This window comes from Gilliamella sp. W8128, assembly GCF_016100545.1.
GTDB classification, from domain to species: domain Bacteria; phylum Pseudomonadota; class Gammaproteobacteria; order Enterobacterales; family Orbaceae; genus Gilliamella; species Gilliamella apis.
Genome location: NZ_JACFSE010000007.1, coordinates 1 through 25,097 on the forward strand (window position 1 = coordinate 1; position 25,097 = coordinate 25,097).

Annotated in this window: 23 protein-coding genes; 13 read left to right on the forward strand and 10 right to left on the reverse strand. The window is 36.1% G+C overall.

Features of this window, described 5'->3' with window-relative positions; all coding sequences use genetic code 11:
* Positions 1–233 (forward strand): hypothetical protein (locus tag H3U97_RS11435; protein ID WP_232343783.1); only part of this gene is annotated, 233 nt, incomplete at its 5' end.
* Between the two features lie 307 nt (positions 234–540).
* Here the strand turns inward: H3U97_RS11435 and gmhB are convergent.
* A complete protein-coding gene (gene gmhB / locus H3U97_RS08190) occupies positions 541–1,077 on the reverse strand; it encodes a D-glycero-beta-D-manno-heptose 1,7-bisphosphate 7-phosphatase (RefSeq protein WP_065578167.1) in 537 nt (178 codons plus the stop codon).
* A gap of 119 nt (positions 1,078–1,196) precedes the next feature.
* On the opposite strand from gmhB, the gene metN reads away from it, so the two are divergent.
* From metN to tsaA, 4 genes are all read left to right on the forward strand, one after another.
* Positions 1,197–2,228 (forward strand): methionine ABC transporter ATP-binding protein MetN, encoded by a 1,032-nt coding sequence (metN, locus tag H3U97_RS08195; protein ID WP_065614159.1) that lies wholly within the window; start codon positions 1,197–1,199, stop codon positions 2,226–2,228.
* A gap of 112 nt (positions 2,229–2,340) precedes the next feature.
* Positions 2,341–2,982, forward strand: coding sequence for a methionine ABC transporter permease (locus H3U97_RS08200; protein ID WP_110453845.1), 642 nt, complete (start codon positions 2,341–2,343; stop codon positions 2,980–2,982).
* 14 nt (positions 2,983–2,996) lie between these two features.
* Positions 2,997–3,896 (forward strand): MetQ/NlpA family lipoprotein, encoded by a 900-nt coding sequence (locus tag H3U97_RS08205; protein WP_065614158.1) that lies wholly within the window; start codon positions 2,997–2,999, stop codon positions 3,894–3,896.
* Between the two features lie 84 nt (positions 3,897–3,980).
* Positions 3,981–4,691 (forward strand): tRNA (N6-threonylcarbamoyladenosine(37)-N6)-methyltransferase TrmO, encoded by a 711-nt coding sequence (gene tsaA, locus H3U97_RS08210; RefSeq protein WP_198198758.1) that lies wholly within the window; start codon positions 3,981–3,983, stop codon positions 4,689–4,691.
* A gap of 211 nt (positions 4,692–4,902) precedes the next feature.
* Here tsaA and hslO read toward each other — a convergent pair whose 3' ends face one another.
* The 3 genes from hslO to H3U97_RS08225 are packed head-to-tail and all read right to left on the reverse strand — an operon-like array spanning position 4,903 to position 7,831.
* Entirely contained in the window at positions 4,903–5,766 is an 864-nt protein-coding gene (gene hslO, locus H3U97_RS08215) for an Hsp33 family molecular chaperone HslO (protein WP_198198689.1), read from the reverse strand.
* A gap of 1 nt (position 5,767) precedes the next feature.
* Complete coding sequence (gene hslR / locus H3U97_RS08220; RefSeq protein ID WP_065578171.1) at positions 5,768–6,166, reverse strand: ribosome-associated heat shock protein Hsp15; 399 nt, start codon at positions 6,164–6,166, stop codon at positions 5,768–5,770.
* A 60-nt stretch (positions 6,167–6,226) separates the two neighbouring features.
* Positions 6,227–7,831: a hypothetical protein gene (locus H3U97_RS08225; protein WP_198198690.1), complete on the reverse strand. Its 1,605-nt coding sequence runs from the start codon at positions 7,829–7,831 to the stop codon at positions 6,227–6,229.
* A gap of 236 nt (positions 7,832–8,067) precedes the next feature.
* On the opposite strand from H3U97_RS08225, the gene greA reads away from it, so the two are divergent.
* Positions 8,068–8,544, forward strand: coding sequence for a transcription elongation factor GreA (gene greA / locus H3U97_RS08230; RefSeq protein ID WP_065578173.1), 477 nt, complete (start codon positions 8,068–8,070; stop codon positions 8,542–8,544).
* Between the two features lie 40 nt (positions 8,545–8,584).
* On the opposite strand, the gene yhbY is transcribed toward greA, so the two are convergent.
* On the reverse strand, positions 8,585–8,878 hold the full coding sequence (yhbY, locus tag H3U97_RS08235; protein WP_086320154.1) for a ribosome assembly RNA-binding protein YhbY: 294 nt from the start codon (positions 8,876–8,878) through the stop codon (positions 8,585–8,587).
* Between the two features lie 98 nt (positions 8,879–8,976).
* On the opposite strand from yhbY, the gene rlmE reads away from it, so the two are divergent.
* The 3 genes from rlmE (at position 8,977) to folP (ending at position 12,551) form a co-directional block, all read left to right on the forward strand.
* On the forward strand, positions 8,977–9,603 hold the full coding sequence (gene rlmE, locus H3U97_RS08240) for a 23S rRNA (uridine(2552)-2'-O)-methyltransferase RlmE (protein WP_065578175.1): 627 nt from the start codon (positions 8,977–8,979) through the stop codon (positions 9,601–9,603).
* Between the two features lie 75 nt (positions 9,604–9,678).
* Positions 9,679–11,559, forward strand: a complete 1,881-nt coding sequence (ftsH, locus tag H3U97_RS08245; protein ID WP_370545682.1) for an ATP-dependent zinc metalloprotease FtsH — start codon at positions 9,679–9,681, stop codon at positions 11,557–11,559.
* 152 nt (positions 11,560–11,711) lie between these two features.
* Complete coding sequence (gene folP, locus H3U97_RS08250) at positions 11,712–12,551, forward strand: dihydropteroate synthase (RefSeq protein WP_198198691.1); 840 nt, start codon at positions 11,712–11,714, stop codon at positions 12,549–12,551.
* A gap of 326 nt (positions 12,552–12,877) precedes the next feature.
* Here the strand turns inward: folP and ubiA are convergent, their stop codons facing one another.
* From ubiA to H3U97_RS08275, 5 genes are all read right to left on the reverse strand, one after another.
* A complete protein-coding gene (gene ubiA / locus H3U97_RS08255) occupies positions 12,878–13,708 on the reverse strand; it encodes a 4-hydroxybenzoate octaprenyltransferase (RefSeq protein ID WP_198198692.1) in 831 nt (276 codons plus the stop codon).
* A 125-nt stretch (positions 13,709–13,833) separates the two neighbouring features.
* Entirely contained in the window at positions 13,834–14,391 is a 558-nt protein-coding gene (locus tag H3U97_RS08260; protein ID WP_198198693.1) for a molecular chaperone, read from the reverse strand.
* A gap of 61 nt (positions 14,392–14,452) precedes the next feature.
* Positions 14,453–15,292: a DmsC/YnfH family molybdoenzyme membrane anchor subunit gene (locus H3U97_RS08265; protein ID WP_198198694.1), complete on the reverse strand. Its 840-nt coding sequence runs from the start codon at positions 15,290–15,292 to the stop codon at positions 14,453–14,455.
* Position 15,293: 1 nt separating this feature from the next.
* A complete protein-coding gene (locus H3U97_RS08270; RefSeq protein ID WP_232343785.1) occupies positions 15,294–15,908 on the reverse strand; it encodes a DMSO/selenate family reductase complex B subunit in 615 nt (204 codons plus the stop codon).
* A gap of 19 nt (positions 15,909–15,927) precedes the next feature.
* Positions 15,928–18,378 (reverse strand): DMSO/selenate family reductase complex A subunit, encoded by a 2,451-nt coding sequence (locus tag H3U97_RS08275; protein WP_198198695.1) that lies wholly within the window; start codon positions 18,376–18,378, stop codon positions 15,928–15,930.
* Positions 18,379–18,600: 222 nt separating this feature from the next.
* Between H3U97_RS08275 and parE the strand changes: the two genes are divergently transcribed.
* Genes parE through H3U97_RS08295 form a run of 4 tightly spaced genes read left to right on the forward strand, consistent with a single transcriptional unit; the run spans position 18,601 to position 25,054 of the window.
* A complete protein-coding gene (gene parE, locus H3U97_RS08280) occupies positions 18,601–20,490 on the forward strand; it encodes a DNA topoisomerase IV subunit B (protein WP_065614146.1) in 1,890 nt (629 codons plus the stop codon).
* Between the two features lie 27 nt (positions 20,491–20,517).
* Positions 20,518–22,746, forward strand: coding sequence for a DNA topoisomerase IV subunit A (parC, locus tag H3U97_RS08285; protein ID WP_198198696.1), 2,229 nt, complete (start codon positions 20,518–20,520; stop codon positions 22,744–22,746).
* 1 nt (position 22,747) lies between these two features.
* Positions 22,748–23,593, forward strand: coding sequence for a co-chaperone DjlA (gene djlA, locus H3U97_RS08290; protein WP_198196619.1), 846 nt, complete (start codon positions 22,748–22,750; stop codon positions 23,591–23,593).
* A 15-nt stretch (positions 23,594–23,608) separates the two neighbouring features.
* The gene (locus H3U97_RS08295; RefSeq protein WP_065650737.1) at positions 23,609–25,054 is read left to right on the forward strand and encodes a TrkH family potassium uptake protein; all 1,446 of its coding nucleotides are present in this window, start codon (positions 23,609–23,611) and stop codon (positions 25,052–25,054) included.
* Positions 25,055–25,097: the final 43 nt, after the last annotated feature.

Genomic DNA, 25,097 nt, shown 5'->3' on the forward strand with positions numbered 1-25,097 from the left:
TGTTTCAGTTTGCTGTCTCAAGGGCTGCGTATACTACGCTACACCTTTTTATTCGTCAAGATCTTTTTTTAAAATTTTTGACCTTACTCACTAACACGACCTTTGTCTGCTTGTCGCTGACGCCGTGTCAGTGGATGCGCATTATAGGCACTTCTTTTTTTTTGGCAAGTGATTATTGCAAATTTATTTTTGTTTGTCTTTTTTTTACGCAAGATGAGCTAAAAACAAACTAAAACGATACCTTTTGTAGCAATTTTACCTTTTCAATCATTATTCTACGATTAGATTCTTTAATAAAAGAAAAATCAAACTACAAAATTTAAAATAACTATCTTTAAAATAACTATCCGAGAGCCATAGCTATTTGCTTTTATACATTCAGCTATATAGTCGTACTTTTTATTCTTTTCGATATTCTCTCATCATAAATAGAATAGCAAATATAGTTGTATTATAAATTAATGTACTATTTTATTGATTAACAATCACATCATCCATCATTAAAAATATACAGCATTTAAATTAAACGCTATAGTTTTATTATAATCCTGCTTTAATCTTTTTTGGTAAATCAGCTAAACTATCAATTAACCAATCTGCTTGTGCTAACGCCTCTTCAGTTATTTCATCACCAGTTTTAACTAATACTGTTTTTTTAACCCCAGCCCGTTTTCCTGATAACAAGTCAGAAACCCTATCACCAACCATATAAGAATTTGCAATATCGATATTGAGTTCTTTAGCTGCAGATTGAATCATACCAGGACTTGGTTTGCGACATTCACATTCATCCACTAGTGGATCATGAGGACAATAATAGACACCATCTAAATCAACACCACGATCTTGTAGTGACCAATCCATCCATTCAGTTAAGGTATCAAACTGCTCTTGAGTAAATTTATTTCTAGCAATTCCTGATTGATTAGTGGTAATAACTAATAGAAAACCCATCTTTTTCAATTCTTGCATTGCATCAATCACACCATCAATAAAGTGAAATTTATCAATAGTGTGCACATAATTATAATCTATATTAATTGTCCCATCTCGATCTAAAAATATAGCTGGTTTCATGTTTAATCGTCTTCCTTTTATATGGATTTCTTTTCTAGCTTTATATAGGATATTATTGATTGACTTAGATGTCTAGACGTCTTAATATTTATCTATTCATATTTTTGTTGTTATATATCATGATAAAATTAGAACATATCTCAAAGACATTTGAGCAAAATAAAACCATTATTCATGCTTTAAAGGACATTTCGTTACATGTTCCAGAAGGTAAAATTTATGGTGTGATTGGCAAATCCGGCGCAGGTAAAAGTACATTAATACGTTGCGTTAACTTGTTAGAAAAACCAACAAGTGGAAAAATATTTTTTGATAACCAAGATATCACCCATTTATCTAATCGAAAGTTAATTGAAGTTCGTCGAAAAATTAGCATGATTTTTCAACATTTCAATTTACTTTCCTCAAGAACGGTATTTGATAATATCGCCTTTCCTCTTGAACTCAACAGAACCCCTAAAGCGGTCATTAAACAAAAAGTAAATGAACTTATTGCTCTTGTTGGTTTAAGTGAAAAAGCGAATGTTTACCCTGCTAATTTATCTGGTGGACAAAAACAACGCGTCGCTATTGCTAGAGCATTGGCCAGTGATCCGAAAGTATTATTATGTGATGAAGCAACGAGCGCTCTTGACCCAGAAACAACCCGTTCAATATTAGAATTATTAAAAGATATCAACCAAAAACTGGGCTTAACCATTTTATTAATCACTCACGAGATGGATGTAGTTAAACAGATTTGTGACCAAGTAGCAGTAATTAGTAATGGTGAGTTAGTTGAACAATCTTCAGTTGGCGAGATGTTTTCACATGCAAAAACGGATATTGCAAGACAATTTATTCAATCAACTTTGCATCTTACAATTCCAGATGATTATTTAGCTAGACTTACACCGGAACACAAAGAAGGACTTAATCCGCTAGTTCGTATGGAGTTCACAGGAGTGTCGGTTGATTTACCATTACTGTCTCAAATAGCTAAAGAATTTGAAGTTGATAGTAATATTATTAGCGCTCAAATGGACTATGCTGGCGGTGTTAAATTTGGTTTAATGTTGACTGAAATGAAAGGCAAACAAAAAAGTACAGCATCGGCAATTGCGTTTTTAGAAAAGAATAACACTAAAGTTGAGGTACTAGGTTATGTTTGATTTTATCCCATCATTTAAACCATTTGAATCATTAGTTTTATATTTATCTCATTTTGAATTTTGGTCAGATTTTATTGCTTTTGTATCTTCTTTTGATGGTTTTAGCGAAGCAATGATAATAAAAATAGCACAATCTACCGATGACACTATTTATATGGTTTCCTTGTCTGTATTCTTTGGTCTACTTATTGGTTTACCTATAGGTGTATTGCTTTTTACCACACGTAAAGGGCAGATATTAGATTGTACTATTTTAAATAACCTTATTTCATTTGCTGCGAATTTCTTTCGTTCAATACCATTTATTATATTAATTTTATGGATTCTTCCTTTTACTGCTTTGTTAATGGGGACATTTATTGGCAAACAAGCTGCTGTTGTACCATTAAGTATTGGTGTAGCACCATTAGTTGCTCGGATGATTGAAAATGCGTTATTAGAAGTGCCGAAAGGTTTAATAGAAGCGGCACGCTCTATGGGGGCAACACCATTACAAATTATCTATAAAGTTTTATTACCAGAATCATTACCTGTCATTGTGAATAGTATGACAATTACACTCATCACATTAACTGGATATATTGCTATGGCTGGAGCTGTCGGTGCTGGTGGCTTGGGGCAACTTGCAATACAGTATGGATACATCAGTCATAAACCAGCAATAACAGATTCAGTAGTATATATATTAGTAATTTTTACATTTTTTATTCAATTTTTAGGTAATACTATTGTTAAACGTGTTACCCATCATTAATCATGGAGAGAGTTATGTCTATAAAAAAATTAGCACTAATAACCACACTAGTAAGTGCATTTTTCTTAACCGGTTGTGATAACAAACAAACCACTGCTACTGATAACAAACCAGCAGAACCAGCAAAAGTTAGTCCTTTAAAAGTAGGTGTGATTGCCGGAGCAGACCAAGAAGAAGCCGAAATAGCGCAACAACAAGCAAAAGAACGATTTAATCTTGATGTTGAGCTAGTTATTTTTAATGATTATGTCACGCCAAACCGAGCCTTAAACGATGGTTTAATTGATGTTAATGTATTTCAACATAAACCATATTTAGACGAGCAAATGAAAGGACAAGGCTATAAATTAGCAGTAGTTGGTAATACTTTCGTTTTCCCAATTGCTTCTTATTCCAAAAAACTAAAACCAATCGCAGCTGATGAGCAAGTTGGTGAAGGAGTCAAAGTGACTTCACCTCGTGGTGAAATATTCTTTATTCCTGCTAATTCAACTATTGCTATACCTAATGACCCTACTAATTTAGGTCGTGCTTTACTCTTATTACAACATGAAGGAATGTTAACGGTTGATAAAGCCAAAGGTCTATTACCGACTGTATTAGATATCACTAGCAATCCATATAACTATAAAATTGTTGAACTTGAAGCACCAATGCTGCCACGTTCTTTAGACGACTCACAAGTTGATTTAGCAATAATCAATAACACTTTTGCTGCACCTGCAAATTTAATCCCAAGTAGAAATGGTATTTTTGTTGAAGATAAAGAATCACCATATGTCAATGTTATTGTTTCTCGTGAAGAGAATAAGGACGATGAAAGAGTTAAAAACTTTGTTAAAGCTTATCAATCTGATGCTGTAGCTAAAAAAGCCGATGAAATTTTCAAAGGTGGCGCAATTCGTGGTTGGTAATCCTAAATTAGCAAACTATGAACAACTTACTCTCATCGACTATTGTCGATGGGAGCTGATTTAAAACAATTACACAATAATTTAATAATGACATCGCAATTTGAGCCAATTGGCATCATTTACTCACCCTATACTGAAAAATTTGCTGTACCACGTCAACCGAATCTTGTTACAGCAGCTGAAGGTGAACTACATTTGCTAGATAAATTCAATAATCCCATGAGTATTAAGGGATTAGAACAGTTTTCACATATATGGTTATTATTTCACTTTCATCATATTGATACTAGCAAACAAAAACTAACCGTCCGCCCACCTCGTTTAGGTGGCAATAAAAGTTTAGGTGTATTTGCAACAAGATCACCATTTAGACCCAATAATATTGGGCTCTCAGTTGTTGAATTACTAGATATTATTGTTGAAAACAAGCAGGTGATATTAAAACTAGGTGGATTGGATCTGGTAAATGGTACGCCGATAATTGATATAAAACCCTATTTACCTTATTGTGATAGCCATCCAGAGGCAATAGCTGGTTATGCTCAACAACTTCCAACACAAAAACTTAAGGTAACATTTTCATCTAAAGCTGACATATTTTTACAAAGCCAAACACAGAATTATCCACAACTAAGTGAACTAATTGAACAAGTCATTTCTCAAGATCCGAGGCCAGCTTATAAACAAAAAAGTCTTCATGAGCAAAACTACGCGATTACCCTATATCATTTCAATATAACTTGGAAAGTATTAGGACATGAGGCCATTGTGGAAAATATTCACATAATTAGTTAATCATACAGATACTCTTATAAAAATAACTTATTGATGTCGTATGCAGAATATTAATCGATCTATTTGTAAAGATAATTTACAAAAAAGTTATGCTAAACCGATAATATTAATTTGGTGAGTTGAAATTATTTTGATAAATTAACTACGGGTTTAATTCCCTATATTTCACTTTGCCACTAAAATTTTATAACTTTAGTGGCCCTTTTATAACTCAATGATAATTATTACTTTTCTTGTTTCTTAACTCTGCTATATCAATAGCATCGAATAAATAATGTTTACCGCAATAATCACAATGAATATCAATCTTACCACCATCTTCATTGAGAATATCATCAACTTCGTTAGCTGGTAATGTCATTAAGCTATCTTCGCAACGTTGTCGTGAACAACCACACTTAAACACAATATCATGCGTCTCAAATAAACGAACTTCTTCTTGATTATAAAGACGATATAATATCTCATCAGTTGGCAATTGGAATAACTCATCGCTAGTGATAGTCTCCGTCAATGCACAGAGATGTTCAAATGATTGTTCAATATCTTCATTTGCCGGTAATACTTGTAATAAAATACCTGCTGCCATCGGTTTGTTATTATGAACCCCTGTTTTGACAAATAAACGGGTAGGAAGTTGTTCAGATTGCATAAAGTAATTTTCTATACAACCAATTAAAGTGTCCTTTTCAAGACCAACAATACCTTGATAACGCTCTCCTTTTTTAGGTGTTATGGTAATGACAATATAGCCGTTACCCACCATATCTTTAAGAGTAGCATTATCTGCAATTTCACCATTAACTCGTGCAACGCCACGTAGTTGCTGCTCATTGTTACCATTTACTACCGCTAATGTCAGCGGGCCATCCCCTTGTAATTGTACCGCTATATCACCATCAAATTTTAAAGTCGCGGTTAATAAACTGGTTGCTACTAACAATTCACCTAATAAATTTTGTACAGCTATAGGATAAGTATGGTTTTCTAAAATTGCTTGGTAGGTATTTTCAAGTCGAGTAATCTCACCACGAACCGAATGATTATCAAATAAAAACCGATTTAAAGTATCCATATTAATTCTTGTCGCCTTGTTGTCTATCATATTTAAATTTAATTAATGTTCGCCGCTCTTTTTTATCTGGTCTTCGATCAGGATGCGGCATAGTTAATGCATTAAGTTTTCTAGCCTCAGCAATATTTTCTCGTTTGGTTATGCTTTCTAAGGTCTCTTGGTAAAGATATTCTGCTTCTCTAGCCGGCCTACGTTGATCACTAATAGCTAAGACACGAATTGTTTTTTGTTCATTGCCCTGTCTAAGGGTTAATATAGCACCAACTTCAACAATTTTGCTTGGTTTTGCTCGTTGACCATTATAGTGGACTTTGCCACCATCAATCATATCGCGAGCGATGGAACGAGTTTTATAAAACCGAGCCGCCCATAACCATTTATCTAATCTTACTAGATACATCGTTTCCTCATTTAAAACTAAATAAATCTCAAAACAGATATAAGGATAATTTTATTAAAATCAATGTTGTGAATGAATTGAATACTCATTATCATTGGTAAAAAATGTCCCAGATAGGCTAAATGGTGAAATTTCACCATGTAAATCAACACGATAATTTGATGATTCAGGCGAAGTTTCAACTAACTTCCATCGATTTAACAGTTCACTAGTAATCCCTTTAGCAATAATATGTAATGATTCAAACTCGGTTTGCAAAGGATTTATCGTTGCGGTTGCATCAAGCTGACCACTATTAATTAATGCGCTAAAACTTAATAATGCTCGATGCTGACTATCAAAATTCACCGATAAATTAGGATATTTAACCGCAATTTTATTAATTGTTGCATCATTAGCTTTAAAAAATAACGAGCCTGAATATATGCCAAACTTTTTATCTTCCACTAACCTAATGTTGGTTCCTGAAACATTAAAATCTGTGAGATTAAATGGATAGTCAGACTTAGTGCTGATTAACGTACTTGGCAAAACAGTTAGCTGATCAATATCGACTTGATTGAATATATTAGGTAATAACCGTTGTTTTAAGTCATCAGGTAACTGATAATTAATACTGGCTAGTAATAATGTTTGTAAATGTAATACATTGTTTTTCCAGTTACCAGTTAAATGGACATTACCATCACTCCACCCTGCGACCGCTTTTAAAATGTCTACTTCATCATCTTTGCAAGATAGTTGCAGTAATAATGATGAAAATATTTCATCAAACCACACAACATTATCAGCACTAATAATGAAATTACTTTGCTGTAACTGCCACTGATTATCATAACCAATGTTAGTTATCTCCATATTACCCTTTTCTATTACTAAATTAGGTAATTGAATATTACTATCAAATATCGAAAATTCTTGTAATTTGAATTTTGGCAGCTCAGACAAATAGCTGTTTAAATCAGTCCCATTATTAGCATTAAAATGTATATTATTTAATTTTAATTGTGCTATATCCAAACTACCTTCTGCTAGCATTTTTAATTTGCTAACAAAAAAACCATTATCAATATTACCACCTAAATTAGTAATTGAAGTTATACCATCACGGTAATATCCTTGTAATAACACATTATCTACAGCCTTTTGCTTAAACAATACTTGCTGGGCAGTAAAATCAAATTGATATGGTTGTTTACTCGGCAAATCAAACGGTTTTATACCACCATTAATTTGTTTTAACAACAAGGGGGCTTGAGCATTATTCAATGAAAATTTTAAGGTTGTGTTATACAACCGTAACATATTTGCTGTAAAATTCGATTCGCTGATTTGAGAACCATCTAGCGTGGCATCAATGAGATTGATATAGTTAAAATGATGAAGCTGCCACAAATTTTGCTTATCAAAACCAATGATTAATTTGCCAATATTAGCTACTTCTTGCTGATCTTTTTTTACCAATAAATTATCAACGCTTAACTCATAAAAATTAGCAAAGGAATGATTTATTTTACCAATTGTAATAGAATAGGCACCCAGCTTTGATAATTGTTGGCTTACTATTTTGGCACCAAAATTGGTCTGTAACAAAAAATAGCCAACTACAATTAACAACCAGAAAATCGAAAAGAGGATGATTAAACTAAATCGTAATCGTCTCATAAATAAGCTAAATAGTTATAATGAAGGGTTGAATTGTATTACGATACCCGATTTTGACTAAAATAGCACTTGATTTTGCTATAAATGATTTGTTGTTAAACTAGTTTTGAAGTTAATATATAACTAAAGCCAATTGTAACATTAGAATAACAAACCAAATTAATAATTTACCTCTCTTTTGATTAAGATGAACATTTGTTATTCTTTTTATTTACTATATATAGGAAAAAACCGAAATGAAACAGATCCCAATGACAGTAAAGGGAGCCGAATTATTACGTGCAGAACTTGAAGAACTTAAAAATGTAAAAAGACCTCAAATTACTGCCGCTATTGCTGAAGCTAGAGCACACGGTGATTTGAAAGAAAACGCTGAATATCATGCTGCGAGAGAGCAACAAGGATTTTGTGAAGGTCGTATTCAAGAAATTGAAGGTAAATTGTCGCAAGCACAAATTATCGATATCACTAAAGTTAAAAATACCGGTCGTATTATATTTGGTGCTACCGTCACAGTAGTAAATATTGATACCGATGAAGAAACAACTTACCGAATCGTTGGCGACGATGAAGCGGATTACAAACAGAATTTAATTTCAGTTAACTCTCCAATTGCTCGTGGACTTATTGGCAAGGAAGATGGTGATACAGTACAAATTAAAACACCTGGTGGCGATGTTGAATTTGATATTGTTAAAGTTGAATATATTTAATTAAACTGTTGCAAAAAAATAGGGCGATTAGCCCTATTTTTTATTTTGGTAGTGTAATTTTTTTCTCTTCACTCGGTCTGTATATCGTAAAAATAGAACCCACCTGTTGTACAGCTAAAGCTTTTGTTTCGCGGATGATTGCTTCACAAATTAGCTTTTTAGTTTCACGATCTTCAGCGGATACTTTAATTTTTATTAACTCATGGAAATTTAAGGCATTTTCAATTTCAGCTAGCACGCCTTCGGTAAATCCATTAGCCCCAATCATCACTATCGGTTTTAAATGATGAGCTTCACTTTTTAAATACTGTTTTTGTTTATTCGATAAATTCATTAATTTTTTATCACATTAAGTTGTAATTTTGCTATTCTACCCTTATATATATTTGTAATCAATTGAAGTGACCTCATTACATTAAGGATTTATTCTCTGTGAGTAACAAAAAACGCTCAGCAAGCTCTACTCGTTGGCTTAATGAACATTTTAACGATCGTTTTGTGCAACAAGCACAAAAAAAAGGCCTGAGATCCAGAGCATGGTTCAAATTAGAAGAAATACAAAAAAGTGACAAATTATTTAAACCAGGAATTACTGTGGTGGATTTAGGCGCTGCACCAGGAGGATGGTCACAATATGTTGCATCTCTCATTGGCAATAAAGGGCGAATTATTGCCTGTGATTTATTGCCAATGGATCCTATCGTTGGCGTTGACTTTTTGCAAGGTGATTTTCGTGATGAAGCGGTATTAAATGCCCTACTTGAGCGAGTTGGTGAAGAAAAAGTACAAGTTGTTATGTCCGACATGGCACCAAATATGAGTGGACAACCCGCCGTTGATATACCTAGAGCTATGTATTTAGTTGAATTAGCATTAGATATGTGTAAAGACGTTCTTGCTCCAAATGGTAGTTTCATCGTTAAAGTATTCCAAGGTGAGGGATTTGAAGAATATCTAAAAACAGTAAGATCACTGTTTAAAACAGTCAAAATTCGCAAGCCAGAAGCCTCGCGGGCACGGTCTCGAGAAGTATATATTGTAGCAATGGGGATGAAGTAGCCAGCCGTACAATTTTGTAGTACCATACTTGGTTAATTTTAGTCGTAACTATTAATTTTATGAGAGGTTTTTCTTTTGAACGACATGGTAAAGAATTTACTGATCTGGGGTGTTATCGCCGTCGTATTGATTGCTGTTTTTAGTCAATTCAGCTCAATATCCAATAGCGGTCCTCAAGTCGATTACACCAAATTTAATGCGGATGTAACGGGTGGCAAACTGAAAGAAGTGCATATTAATGGCCGCGAAATCGTTGCTACCACCAAAGGGAGTAATAATTATGTTACTTATATCCCTTATTTGGATGAAAAGTTAGTTGATAATTTGGTGCTAAATGATGTTGCGGTCTATGGCAGCCCTGACGAAAAACCAAGCTTATTAGTTAACATTTTAATCTCGTGGTTCCCGATTATTTTACTACTTGGTTTCTGGTTCTTTATCATGCGCCAGATGCAAGGTGGTGGTAAAGGTGGACCAATGTCGGTAGGTAAAAGTAAAGCTAAAATGTTAACACCTGACCAAGTTAAGACTAAATTTAGCGATGTTGCAGGCAGTGAAGAAGCGAAACAAGAAGTTACCGAAGTTGTCGATTTTTTACGAGACCCAGGAAAATATCAAAAACTTGGTGGTCGTATTCCCAAAGGTATTTTAATGGTTGGACCGCCAGGTACCGGTAAAACATTACTAGCTAAAGCCATCGCTGGTGAAGCAAATGTACCTTTCTTTAGTATTTCTGGTTCAGACTTTGTTGAAATGTTTGTTGGGGTGGGTGCTTCACGTGTCCGTGATCTATTTGAACAAGCACGTAAACATTCACCATGTATTATCTTTATTGATGAAATCGATGCTGTTGGTCGTAAACGTGGTGCCGGTTCAATGGGTGGCCATGACGAACGCGAACAAACTCTTAACCAAATGTTAGTTGAAATGGATGGTTTCGAAGCTAATAGTGGCATTATCATAATTGCTGCAACCAACCGTGTTGATATCCTAGATCCAGCCTTACTTCGTCCTGGTCGTTTTGACCGCCAAGTACAAATTGGCTTACCGGATATGAAAGGTCGTGAACAAATTCTAGCAGTTCATGTACAAAAAGTGCCACTTGGTTCAGATGTCAATTTATCGGTACTTGCTCGTGGTACCCCTGGTTATTCTGGTGCAGAATTGGCAAACCTAGTCAATGAGGCAGCACTATTTGCAGCTCGACGTAACAAACGCTTAGTCACGATGGACGAGTTTGAAGAAGCCAAAGATAAGATCAACATGGGTACAGAACGACGTTCATTAACCATGACACAAGAGCAACTTATCTCAACCGCTTATCATGAGGCTGGACACGCCATTATCGGTTATTTAATGCCTGATCATGATCCAATCCATAAAGTAACTATCATCCCTCGTGGCCGAGCATTAGGGGTAACGTTCTTCTTACCTGAAGGCGATCGAGTTAGTGAAAGCCGAGAAAAATTAGAAGGTGATATCGCCACGCTATATGGTGGACGTCTTGCCGAAGAACTGATTTATGGTGTTGATAAAGTTTCAACTGGTGCATCTAACGATATTAAAGTTGCCACTCAATATGCCAGAGCAATGGTTACCCAATGGGGCTTTTCTGATCGTTTAGGTCCGTTATTTTATGAAATGGATGATAATTCATCTTATGGCCGACCAAAAGATATCTCTGATGAAACTGCGCGAATTATTGATGAAGAAGTTAAAAAAATAATCGATCGTAACTTTGAACGAGCACGTAAAATTTTAACTGACAATATGGACGTACTTCATGCGATGAAAGATGCATTAATGAAATACGAAACCATTGGCGCAAAACAAGTTGCTGATTTGATTGCTCGTAGACCAATTACTGCTCCAGAAGATTGGACTGAAAGTGATGAACAAGCAGCAAAAGAGATACCAAATGAGGGAACAGACATACCACCTCAATCAGAAAATTAATTACGACTAAATCTAAAACGCGCTTCGGCGCGTTTTTTATCATCCAACCGCAATTAATTTTGTGAAATAATAAACCAGTACTAACAATCATACTTCAGCATTGCAACAGTGCAATTAGCATTAAAAATATTAATAAAATAAGGCCTAAAATCATGGAAATTCGTTTTCAAAATCACGTAATGGATCTCTCTTTTCCTCAAGTAATGGGAATTGTTAATATGACGCCAGATTCTTTTTCTGACGGCGGTAATTACAACAATCTTGATGATGCTATGCGGCGAGTTGATAATATGATTCAAGCTGGGGCAACCTTTATTGATGTTGGCGGAGAATCAACTCGATCTGGTGCTGCTGATGTTTCAACCAGTGAAGAACTTGATCGAGTTATACCGCTAGTGGAAAAAATTGCTCGCTATTTTGACGTTTGGATTTCAGTTGATACATCAAAACCAGAAGTCATCACAGAAGCCGCCAAAGCTGGTGCACATTTAATTAATGATATTCGGGCATTAACTTTACCTGGAGCATTAAAAGCAGCACAAAAAACGGAATTACCAGTATGTATTATGCATATGCAAGGTGATCCCAAAACGATGCAAAATGCACCTCATTACCAACAAGATATCTATCAAGAAGTCGATTCATTTTTTGCAGAACATATCCAACGATGTGTAACTGCTGGCATTGCTCGGGAAAAAATCATCCTTGATCCAGGCTTCGGGTTTGGTAAAACGTTAGCCCATAACTATCGTCTATTGGCTACACTGGAAAAATTCCATCACTTCAATTTGCCAATTTTGGTTGGCATGTCAAGAAAATCGATGGTCGGGCAAGTGCTAAATGTTCCCCCTAAAGAACGTGTATTAGGTAGTGTTTCTTGTGCAGTTATTGCAGCAATGAAAGGAGCGCAAATTATCCGTGTTCATGATGTCAAAGAAACCTTCGATGCCATGCGAATAGTGCAAGCCACATTAGCAGAACAAAATCTATAAATTAGCTGGTATAGATGTAAAAAATATTAAGGAGTCTATACCATTAACTTGCAAATAATATGTTTGTTTTACTACTAGCAATCGAATAACCTTAAAGGTAGGTAAATGCCTACCTTACCTATATTACAATAGTATTTCTCTTCCGAATGGCGCTGGCAAATTAAATTCAATAATTTAAAAAATTGAGAATAATCTTGTAAAAAATATTGAGGAGTCTATACCACCATTTTACTTTTTTAATAAGCTACACTTTTACAATTTAAGATATATCATTTAAAGCGATTAATGTCCGCGATGGAAGTTAAATAATGATGGTAAATGTGTTTTTAACTAACCAAGATCGCTATAAATATAAACAATCCTACATAATTATTATTCATAAACGCTTTAAAACAGTTGCTTCTATCACGGTCTTTGATCAACCATTGTTGATAAATAAATAGCAATAAGGCGATGATTAAACCAATATAATAAAATTGCTGAAAATGATTGTTTATGCCGATCAATGTCAGGCAAACTAAGGTTATGATTTGCAGTAATCCAATAATAAACTTGTCATAGTCACCAAATCGGATAGCAGTGGACTTGATGCCTATTTTAAGATCATCATCGCGATCGACCATAGCATATTCGGTATCATAAGCTATTGTCCAACAAATATTGGCTAAACACAGTAACCAACAAGTTATCGGAAATTGAGCTATTGTTGCCGCATAGGCCATCGGAATTCCCCAGCTAAAGGCAATGCCTAAAGTCACTTGGGGTAAATGTGTGTAACGTTTCATAAATGGATAAATCATTGCCGTGATTAATGCAAAACCAGCCATTAACCAAGTTAATTTATCCAAAGTAAGCAATAAACCAAGCGCAATCAGCAGTAATACGAATAAAGTGTATAAGGCATTTTTTTCGCTCAATGCGCCACGCGCGAGAGGACGATTCTTAGTACGTTCGACTTTACCATCAAAATGCCGATCAGCGTAATCATTAACCACACAACCAGCTGAGCGCATAACAATCACACCAACAACAAACACAACAACAACATGAACAGATGGCGTAGATGTAGCAAGCCAAATCGCCCACAATGTTGGCCAAAGTAGCAGTAAGCAACCAATTGGCTTGTCTAATCGCATCAGTTGTAAATAAGCTAACATAGATTGTCATTGTCCTGAATCATAATAGGCGGATTATACCTGTTCGTTAAAAAGCTGCAAACAACAGCTATCAATGCATATTTTTACTTAAATAAGTGAGCGCTTTATTTGCTATATAATCAGAGTTATACCATTTGCAAATATTGTTCAGCAATAATCGCTAATGCTTGATAAAATAGACTGACTTGATTTTGTTTTAAGCAATCCAAATACATTGGTGCCCAATTTAAAAGGTATTCGGTCATTAACTGCTGTGCAGCAGCAAATTGCTGCTTTTCTAGTAGTATCGCATATGCCATTAACATCAATCCAAACTGATCTTCTGGCTCATTCATACCCGTATCAAGAATCAACCCTTGCTGCTGTAAAAATTCTCGATAGCGTTCTTGTGATTCACCCATTAGTAGTTTTTCTTGATCTAAATAGACTGAACCCCATGGTGGCGCCGACATAATGCCTTGCCCTTCAAATAATAGTGAGAATTGATATTCTATTTCTGGATGCTGTATCTGAGTAGTCAAGATTTGGCATTGTTCAGTTACTAATTGTTGGTTTGGCCACTTTGCTAACTGATCTAGCTGTAATAATCCATCAATTAAACCAGCGACTTGTTTACTGGTAGGCGGATAATAAAAAAAAGCGCCTAATAATTTCGCCAATGTGATAGAAGTCAGATTATCCAAATTATTCAATCCTATATTGATTAGCCAATTAATTATGCCATTACCATCAATTACCGCACAATTAAACGGTTATCATCCACAAATTATAAAAAGTGATACGTCCGCAAATTTCTGCGATAAATACGCCAATAAAAGCCAATAGATAAATCATTACCTGATGTTGCTTTCTTAAAATCGCAAATAAAACCAATGTGATAGAAATAATTAATAATGCGCACTGGGCTATTATCCAGCAATATTGATTAGAGGTTAAGTCTGGAGCAATTTCACTCATTAGCTTTAAGTAAGGCATTTTTAATAGCAGAATCAGTAAACTACCAATAAAAAAAGCACAATAACCTATTCGATATAGTCCTAACCAAGTAACGGCAATTCCCCCCAATACCAACATCGCAGTATACATTTGTATCGCTGTATAACAACTATTCCACGTTTTTATTGTTGCTAACATATAGGTTAATACAATGGTCCAAACAAAAAATAGGCTTAAAATAACCAAGATCATAGCCAATAAATAGTTTAAATGTGGTATACGGTTAATTTTTTGGCACAGAGGTTTGATGATTTGTAATTTGCTACTATTTGGATACAAGACAAAATAGTTAAGCAAGACAAAAGCAAATGTCATAGCAAATAATAAGCCAAAGGTAAAAATTTCATTACTCATTGGTGAACGGCCGATACCAAAAATCACATTGAATGCTCGTAATGGTTGACCTAAATGAAATGATGCAATCGCCATACCGATCGCCATGAAAATTAACGCTACTGCATTAATTTTTTGAGTGATAGCCAATTTGTTTTTTGAACGATAAACAAGATAAAACAAACCACTAAGTAGGATCATTCCTGCGGATAATTGCCCAAATATCGTAAAAAATACCAGTGGAAGTTCATGCATACTAGACCTCCTCTGGATTAAGCACTTTACCAAGCGAGTCACCCGATGCTTTAGCTTGCGCATGTGGCTTTATCACAATACTTGGTTTGGTTAAATCTGAACTAGGTAATGGAGCAATATCGCACTCATCACCATAACGTTGACGCAAGTTATCAATGTCATCAAAATCTAAAGCGCGTTGAGGACAAGACTCAACACATACAGGTTTTAAACCTTGCGCTACACGTTCATAACAACCATCACATTTAGACATTACCTTTTTTTGATGATCATATTGTGGTGCTCCGTAGGGGCAACGCATTTCACAATAGCGACAACCAATACACACATCTTGATTTACTACCACTAACCCATCTTCTTGGCGTTTATGCATAGCACCAGTTGGGCAACCTTGTACACAGGTTGGCTCTTGACAATGATTACAAGAGATCGACAAATAATAGGTAAATGTATCATTTTGCCAACATCCATCTACTTGCTTCCATGTACCACCGCCATATTCATAAATACGGCGGAAATGAACACCAAGCGCATTATCTTTTTCATCTTTACAACTTACTTGGCAAGTTTTGCAACCAGTACATTTGGTAGAATTAATATAAAAACCATATTGCATTTAAACCATCTCCTTCCGATTAAGATGCCGACGGCATAGCTGCTATTGGTTTAATTTCAACCAAATTGGTATGCTGAGGATTAGATTTAGCAAGCACAGATGGTCGTAAGGAGGTTAAACGATTAATGCAACCACCAATATCAATGCCAGCAGCATTAGTCTTGGCCCATAATCCTTGCGGAAGAGCGATAATTCCTGGCAGTATCCGTGGTGTCACTTTAGCTGGAATGTAAAGTCGACCTCGGTCATTATAAACTTCAACCAATTGACCATGCTTTATCTGTCTTTGTTCTGCGTCCACTGGATTAATCCAGAGACTACTAGCTACCGCTTCTCGCAGTTGCGGAAGATTACTATAACTTGAATGACAATGCCCTTTGATATGAAAACCGATTAGTTGTAGAGGATATTTCGCTTGTGTTTGCAGGTCTTCACTGCCCTCTATTGCCGGTAAATATGCCGGTATAGGATAAAGTTTATCATCGTCATCAAACTCCCATTCATTGGCAATTTTTGCTAATGCTTCTGAATAAATTTCGATTTTACCTGACGGCGTATTTAATGGATTTTTTATTGGATCATCGCGAAAAGCTTTTAATCCGATCTGTGCATCGCTATCAGCTAATTTACGATCTACAATCCCCATTCCATCTGTTTCGGCAAAAGTCGGTAAATTAGGATTGAGCTTACGCATTTTTTCATAACTATAAGCAATCCAATCGTCTTGACTCCGACCTTCAGTAAATTTATCTTTAACTGCCATTTTCGCTGACAATTCAGTCAAAACCTCATAAGCAGGACGATTTTCCCAAAGTGGTTTTATTGCTCGTTGCAAACGAATAAAATAATGATAAGCACCTGATGCATATGAATTATTGATTAAATCATTACTCTCTACAGAAGAGACATCCGGTAACAGTAGATCCGCATATTTTGCTGAAGCAGTCATATGGGTATCCCAAACTAAAATAAATTCACATTTTGATTCGTCTTGTAAAATTTGATGAGTCCGATTGAGATCGGAGTGTTGATTACCAATAACATTGCTAGCATAGCTCCAGATAAATTTAATACCCACATCTAATTTATCTTTACCTTTTATATAAGAATTTTTCGCAGTCATGCTTAACGGTTCATCAATTGCCTTCGTCCATAAAAAGAAAGGAATACTGGTTTTAACCGGGTTAACCATATTCAAGCCAGGCACAGGATAAGTTACGCTACCGCCCCAAGTACCAATGTTAGTACCACGCTTACCAAACTGACCGGTGATAACCGGTAGGATCATAATCGCCCTTGTAGTATGCTCACCATTTTGCCAGCGCTGAGGCCCCCAACCTTGTGAAATCCATGCTGCTTTAGCATTAACAATATCTAATGCCAACTGCCGAATTTGTTTAGCTGGAATACCGGTTTTTTTAGCTGCCCATTCTGGCGTTTTTGCGGTTCTGTCGTGCCCTAGTCCCAAAATATAAGATTTGTAATCGCTAAAAGGCGGAGCACTTTCAGGTAATGTATCAGCATTCCAACCCACACAATATTGGTTAAGCATCGCCTCATCAACACGATCTTCTTCAAGCAAAGCATAAATGATTGCAGCGACTAACGCAGCGTCAGTACCAGGAATAATCGGCAGCCACTCAGCATTAAAACCAACGACACTTTCACTACGGCGTGGATCAATAATAATTACCCTTGCTTTACTTTGTGCTAATGCAGTATATAACTCAGCAACCTGTCCACCACCCGACATTCTAGTTTCAGCAACATTATGTCCAAACATCACAACTAGATCAGAATGTTTGATTTGGTCTAGCAACGACTCTTTAGCATTACCATATATAAAAGGTTGAATAGCGGTGATCTGTCCACTTGAATAATCACCATGATAATTCAGGTGACCACCGATACAACTTAAAAATCGCTTACAGGCATTACGACCTGAGATATTTGCCCCTGTCGTACCCGTACCATATTGGTAATAAATAGCTTCATTGCCATAGCGATTAATAGTATATTTGAGTTTTTCTGCTAATAGATCGATAGCTTCGTCCCACGAGATGCGTTTGAATTTGCCTTCACCTCGTTTACCGATTCGTAGCATTGGATATTTTAGCCGTTCCGGATCATAGGTACGCCAACGCACAGCTCGTCCACGCAGACAAGGACGGATTTGATGTTGACCAAAGACCGCATCATTAATCCCATCTTCAGCAGATATTTTAGTAATAATATCGTTTTTAACATGTACTTTTAACGGGCAACGACTACCACAATTAACTAAACATGCACTATAAAAAATCTTTTCTTGATTCGTTGGATTAGGTACCGAGGTCTTGGCAAGATCTGCCTCTGGCGCGGCATAAGCAAAAGGCAATTGTAAATCATTGGTTAATGCGGCCACACTACCGATTGCCAATGATTTTTGTAAAAAATCGCGCCGAGTTATCTGATTATCTGACTTGCTCATCCTATTCGCTTATTTATATTTGGCATGTCATTATCATAATACTATAGTTAAGATTATAAAACAGAAAAAAGACTAAAATCGAAATTAACTTAAAATAAATTAATGAAATAAGAATTATTATCAATAAAAAAATGGCTTTGCTTTTTATTATAAATTTAATTTCATGCATCTTAAGGAAAGATTGGTATAATAAGCCCATTTAATCGAATAAACAGAAAAGTTATGTCACAATCCACTTATAATGCAGTTGATATTGAGGTCTTAAAAGGGCTCGATCCTGTTCGTCATCGTCCTGGAATGTATACTGACACAGCTCGTCCCAATCATTTAGGGCAAGAGGTGATTGATAATAGTGTCGATGAGGCTATTGCTGGTCATGCTCGCCAAGTGAAAGTTACCCTTTATGAAGACAATTCACTTGAGGTTATTGATGATGGTCGAGGTATGCCTGTTGATATCCATCCTGAAGAAGGCGTACCGGCTATTGAACTATTACTTTGTCGCTTACATGCTGGTGGTAAGTTCTCCAACAAAAATTATCAATTTTCTGGTGGTTTACATGGGGTAGGTATCTCTGTTGTCAATGCCTTATCCAAACGAGTAGAAGTCACTGTAAACCGTGATGGACAAGTTTACCAAATCGCCTTTGAAAATGGTGATAAAGTCGAAGATTTACATGTAATTGGCACCTGTGGCCGACGAAATACTGGTACAAAAGTACGTTTTTGGCCTGATGAAAAATATTTTGATTCTCCTCGCTTCTCAGTACCTCGCTTAACTCATTTGCTTAAAGCGAAAGCTGTACTTTGCCCAGGACTGGAAATCATTTTTAAAGACAAAATTAACAGTACTGAGCAACGCTGGTGTTATCAAGACGGTTTAAAAGATTATCTGATAGAGTCAGTTAGTGGTTACACACTATTACCGGAACAACCATTTACTGGTAGCCATACAGGTGAAACAGAAGCGGTTGAATGGGCATTACTTTGGTTACCAGAAGGTGGCGAACTGTTAACTGAAAGTTACGTTAACTTAATTCCAACGGTGCAAGGTGGAACTCATGTCAATGGTTTACGTCAAGGATTGCTTGATGCCATGCGTGAATTTTGTGAGTTTCGTAATTTATTACCGCGTGGTTTAAAATTAACCGCCGATGATATTTGGGAACGCTGTGCCTATGTGTTATCAGTAAAAATGCAAGAACCGCAATTTGCCGGTCAGACCAAAGAACGTTTATCATCAAGACAAAGTGCAGCTTTTGTTTCAGCTATTGTTAAAGATGCATTTAGCCTGTGGTTGAATCAAAATGTACAAATTGCCGAATTACTTGCTGAGATGGTAATTTCCAGTGCGCAAAAACGCTTAAGAGCATCCAAAAAAGTCATCCGTAAAAAATTAACCAGTGGTCCAGCTTTACCGGGTAAACTGGCTGACTGTGCATCACAAGATTTAAGTCGCACTGAACTATTTTTAGTCGAAGGTGATTCTGCTGGCGGTTCGGCTAAACAAGCCCGTGATCGTGAATATCAAGCAATTATGCCGTTGAAAGGTAAAATATTAAATACTTGGGAAGTCTCATCTGACGAAGTATTAGGATCGCAAGAAATTCATGATATTTCAGTAGCTATTGGTATTGATCCTGATAGTGATGATTTAAGTCAATTACGCTACGGTAAAATCTGTATTTTAGCCGATGCTGACTCAGATGGATTGCATATTGCCACGTTACTGTGCGCACTGTTTGTTCGTCACTTTCGAGCCATGGTTGAACATGGTCATATTTTTGTCGCCATGCCACCACTGTATCGTATCGATTTAGGTAAAGAAGTTCATTACGCCCTTGATGAAGAAGAAAAAGAAGGGATTTTAGATCAGCTTAAACGTAAAAAAGGTAAGCCAAATGTTCAACGTTTCAAAGGGTTGGGTGAAATGAATCCATTACAACTTCGCGAAACCACAATGGATCCTAACACCCGTAGATTAGTGCAGTTATCACTAGATAATGCCGAAGAAACAATGGCATTAATGGATATGTTACTGGCGAAAAAACGTGCCGAAGATCGCCGAGAATGGTTACAAGAAAAAGGTGACCAAGTTGAACTTGATGTCTAATATACAGAATAATTTAGAGGAACAATAATGAGTGAAATAACTCATGACGGAGTAGAAGTTCAGTCGCTACGAACATTTACCGAAAGCGCCTATTTAAACTACTCAATGTATGTCATTATGGATCGCGCATTGCCGTTTATTGGCGATGGCTTAAAACCAGTACAACGTCGCATTGTTTATGCAATGTCAGAATTGGGACTAAATGCTCAAGCAAAATTTAAAAAATCAGCCCGTACTGTTGGTGACGTTTTAGGTAAATACCATCCTCATGGTGATATTGCCTGTTATGAAGCAATGGTATTAATGGCGCAACCGTTTTCTTATCGATATCCATTAGTTGATGGGCAAGGAAACTGGGGGGCACCCGATGATCCAAAATCATTTGCTGCAATGCGTTATACCGAATCACGTCTATCAAAATATGCCGAATTATTGTTAGGTGAGTTAGGACAAGGCACTGTCGACTATACGCCCAATTTTGATGGTACATTACAAGAGCCAAAAATGTTGCCAGCTAGATTGCCGAATATCTTATTAAACGGTACTACCGGTATTGCGGTAGGTATGGCAACCGATATTCCACCTCATAACATTCGTGAAGTGGCGAATGCAGCTATTATGTTAGCTGATAATCCAAAAGCAACACTTAGCGAAGTGATGGAGCACATAAAAGGCCCTGACTTCCCAACAGAAGCAGAGATTATTACCTCTCCGGAAGATATCGCCAAAATTTATAAAACTGGCCGTGGCTCAATACGTATGCGAGCAGTTTGGAAAAAAGAAGATGGCGACATTGTTATTACTGATCTGCCACATCAAGTTTCTGGTGCTAAAATTTTAGAGCAAATTGCTAGCCAAATGCGCGCTAAAAAACTACCGTTAATTGAAGACTTACGTGACGAATCCGATCACGAAAATCCGACTCGTCTGGTTATTGTGCCACGTTCTAATCGTGTAGATCTAGAGCAAGTAATGAATCATCTATTTGCCACTACTGATCTAGAAAAAAGTTATCGTGTTAATATGAACATGATTGGACTAGATAATCGTCCATCTGTTAAAGGATTGGTTGAGATCCTAACTGAATGGTTAGAATATCGACGCATTACTGTAACCCGTCGCTTAAATTATCGCTTAGATAAAATACTAAAAAGACTACATATTTTAGATGGTTTATTAATTGCCTTTCTAAATATTGATGAAGTGATTGAAATCATTCGTCATGAAGATGACCCAAAAGCAGAATTAATTCAAAGATTTGCCTTAAGCGAAACACAAGCTGAAGCTATCTTAGAATTAAAACTCCGCCATTTAGCTAAACTAGAAGAAATTCGAATCAAAGGTGAACAAGCCGAACTGGCTAAAGAGCGAGATCAACTGCAAGCATTATTAGCTTCACCAAGAAAGTTAAGTAATTTAATCAAAAAAGAGCTACAAGCTGATGCTGAAAAATATGGTGATGAACGTCGTTCACCAATTGTCGAACGCAGTGAAGCCAAAGCAATTACTGAACAAGAGTTAATCCCTTCTGAACCAGTTACAATCGTATTATCAGAAATGGGTTGGGTCAGAGCTGCTAAAGGCCATGATATCGATCCTGTAGGATTAAGTTATAAAGCAGGTGATAGTTTTAAAACCGCAGCAAAAGGTAAAAGTAATCAACCAGTGGTATTTATCGATTCAACTGGTCGCAGTTACGCTATTGAGCCAAGTACATTACCATCAGCTAGAGGACAAGGCGAACCTCTTACTGGTAAACTGGCATTACCAGCTGGAGCAACCATTGAACATGTATTGATGTCAGGCAATGAACAACAAAAATTCTTACTTGCATCGAGTGCTGGATACGGTTTTATCTGTCAATTTAATGATTTAATTGCGCGCAACCGTAATGGTAAAGCAGTGATTAATTTATCTAAAGATGCAGATGTATTAGCACCAATAGAGATTTTATCAGAAGAAAGCTTGCTGTTATCAATTACTAAAGCAGGAAGAATGCTGATATTCCCAGTAAAAGATTTACCAGAATTATCTAAAGGTAAAGGCAATAAAATTATTTCACTCTCTGGTAGCGATGATAGCCTCGCTTATATGATGTTGATAACACCAGAAACATCTATAACTCTATATGTTGGTAAACGCAAACTTACACTTTATCCAGCTGATTTACAAAAATTTAGAGCGGAGCGTGCTCGTAAAGGCACATCATTACCACGTGGATTGCAAAAAATAGATCGAATTGAGGTAAACGAATAATATGTCTTTGATCTGGTCCATTATTACCGGTTTAATACTGAGTTCAGTATTAAAATCTGGGTGGGGATTTATACTCGGATTATTTATTGGCCCAATGCTATATCAAGCATTTGGTAATAAATTGACTGAGAAAAGGACACAATCTAATCCAAACTTATACTTAACGGTTGTTTTTGAAGTATTAGGGCATTTAAGTAAAGCTAAAGGGGTTGTTACTCGTGATGATATTAATCTGGCTCGGCAAGTTATGGATCGACTCCAACTTGATTCGACAAATCGTCAATTAGCGCAAGAATCATTCAATCGTGGTAAAGCGAGTGATTACCCACTTCGATCACGATTAAGTGAGTTATATCACCAATATCGTTATCGACGTAATGTCTTAAATATCTTTTGCGAACAATTAATTCAAGCAGCTTTAGTTGATGGTCATTTAGATGACAAAGAGTCAGAGATTCTTTTCATTGTTGCCGATGAGTTTCGTATTCCACGGCCACAAATGGCAATATATATTCAAATGATGATGGGAAGCTTTCATTTCCGTCAAGAATATCAGTACAATCAACAAAACAGTCAACATCAATATCAACAAAATCATAATTATAGTGGTTACCAAAGCAGTACTAGGCAATCAGATTTAGCAAATGCTTATAAAATATTAGGAATAAATTCATCTGCTGAAATTTCTGAAATTAAAAGAGCATATCGCAAATTAATGAATGAACATCATCCAGACAAATTGGTATCCAAAGGCTTACCAAAAGAGATGTTAGAAGCAGCCAAAAAGCGAGCACAAGAAATTCAAGCTGCTTACGATCTTATAAAATCATCACGTGGCTTTAAATAGAGATTACTATATATGATGCATTGGCGCTCAATTGTAAGAATTATCGGTTTATTAATATCACTATTGTCAGTATTTATGTTAATACCTGCACTAGTGGCATTAATATATCGTGACGGCGCAGGTGCTATTTTTGTTCGTTCATTTTTTGCAGCATTAATTTTAGGTGTGTTATTGTGGTTTCCTAATCGTCATCAACGCCATGAATTAAGTACTCGAGAAGGCTTTTTCATTGTTGTATTATTTTGGGTCGTTTTAGGCACTATTGGCGCATTCCCGTTCCTATTTGATAATCATATCAATCTTAATTTAACCACAGCTTTTTTTGAGTCTTTTTCTGGATTAACAACCACTGGCGCCACCACTATTGTCAATTTGGATCATTTACCCAAAGCGCTACTTTTCTATCGTCAAATGTTGCAATGGTTAGGTGGTATGGGGATCATCGTACTTGCGGTCGCAATTTTACCACTATTAGGGGTCGGGGGTATGCAGCTCTATCGAGCTGAAATTCCTGGTCCACAAAAAGACAGTAAAATGCGACCACGTATTGCCGAAACAGCAAAAACCCTTTGGTCGATTTACATTTTACTCACTACTTTATGTGCAATAAGTTTGTGGTGTGCTGGAATGGATATCTTTGATGCTATTTCACATAGCTTTTCAACGATATCAATGGGTGGTTTTTCGACCCATGATAACAATTTAGCTTATTTTAATAGTGCAACAATTAACTATATTGTTACCTTGTTCCTCATTTTGTCAGGATGTAATTTTGCTCTACATTTTGCCGCATTAAATGGCATTTCACTTAAAGTATATTGGCACGATCAAGAGTTTAGAACGTTTATCTTTATTCTGCTTATCTTAATTATTATCTGCGCTTTAGTGATCTATATTTATCAGCCGCAACGCCATCTTAGTATCGACAAAATTATTTTACAAGTCGTGTCTGTTTCAGCAACAGTAGGCTTTACCGTCGACGATATTAATACTTGGCCATCGTCATTACCCATCTTTTTATTATGTGCTTCGTTTATTGGTGGCTGTGCTGGTTCTACTGGTGGTGGACTAAAAGTTGTTCGGGTACTGCTACTATTTATGCAAGGTTCACGAGAGTTAAAACGACTTATTCACCCTAATGCAATTTATACCTTAAAACTCAATAATCGTGTAGTACCAGAACGTATCATTGAAGCGGTATGGGGATTCTTTTCTGCCTATGCATTAGTATTTTTAGTGAGTTTATTTATTATTATGGCAACAGGAATTGATGCAACTGACTCATTTTATATCGTTGCTTCATCGCTAAATAATTTAGGCGTTGGCCTTGGTAGTGTCAGTGATAATTTTGCTCATGTCAGTGATATGGTGAAATGGGTCATGGTCGTTGACATGTTATTTGGTCGACTAGAAATATTTACTTTATTAGTTTTATTCACACCGACATTCTGGCGAAGTTAATTTTTACGCCTAATAAAGGCTTTTAATCAACAATTTTCGATAA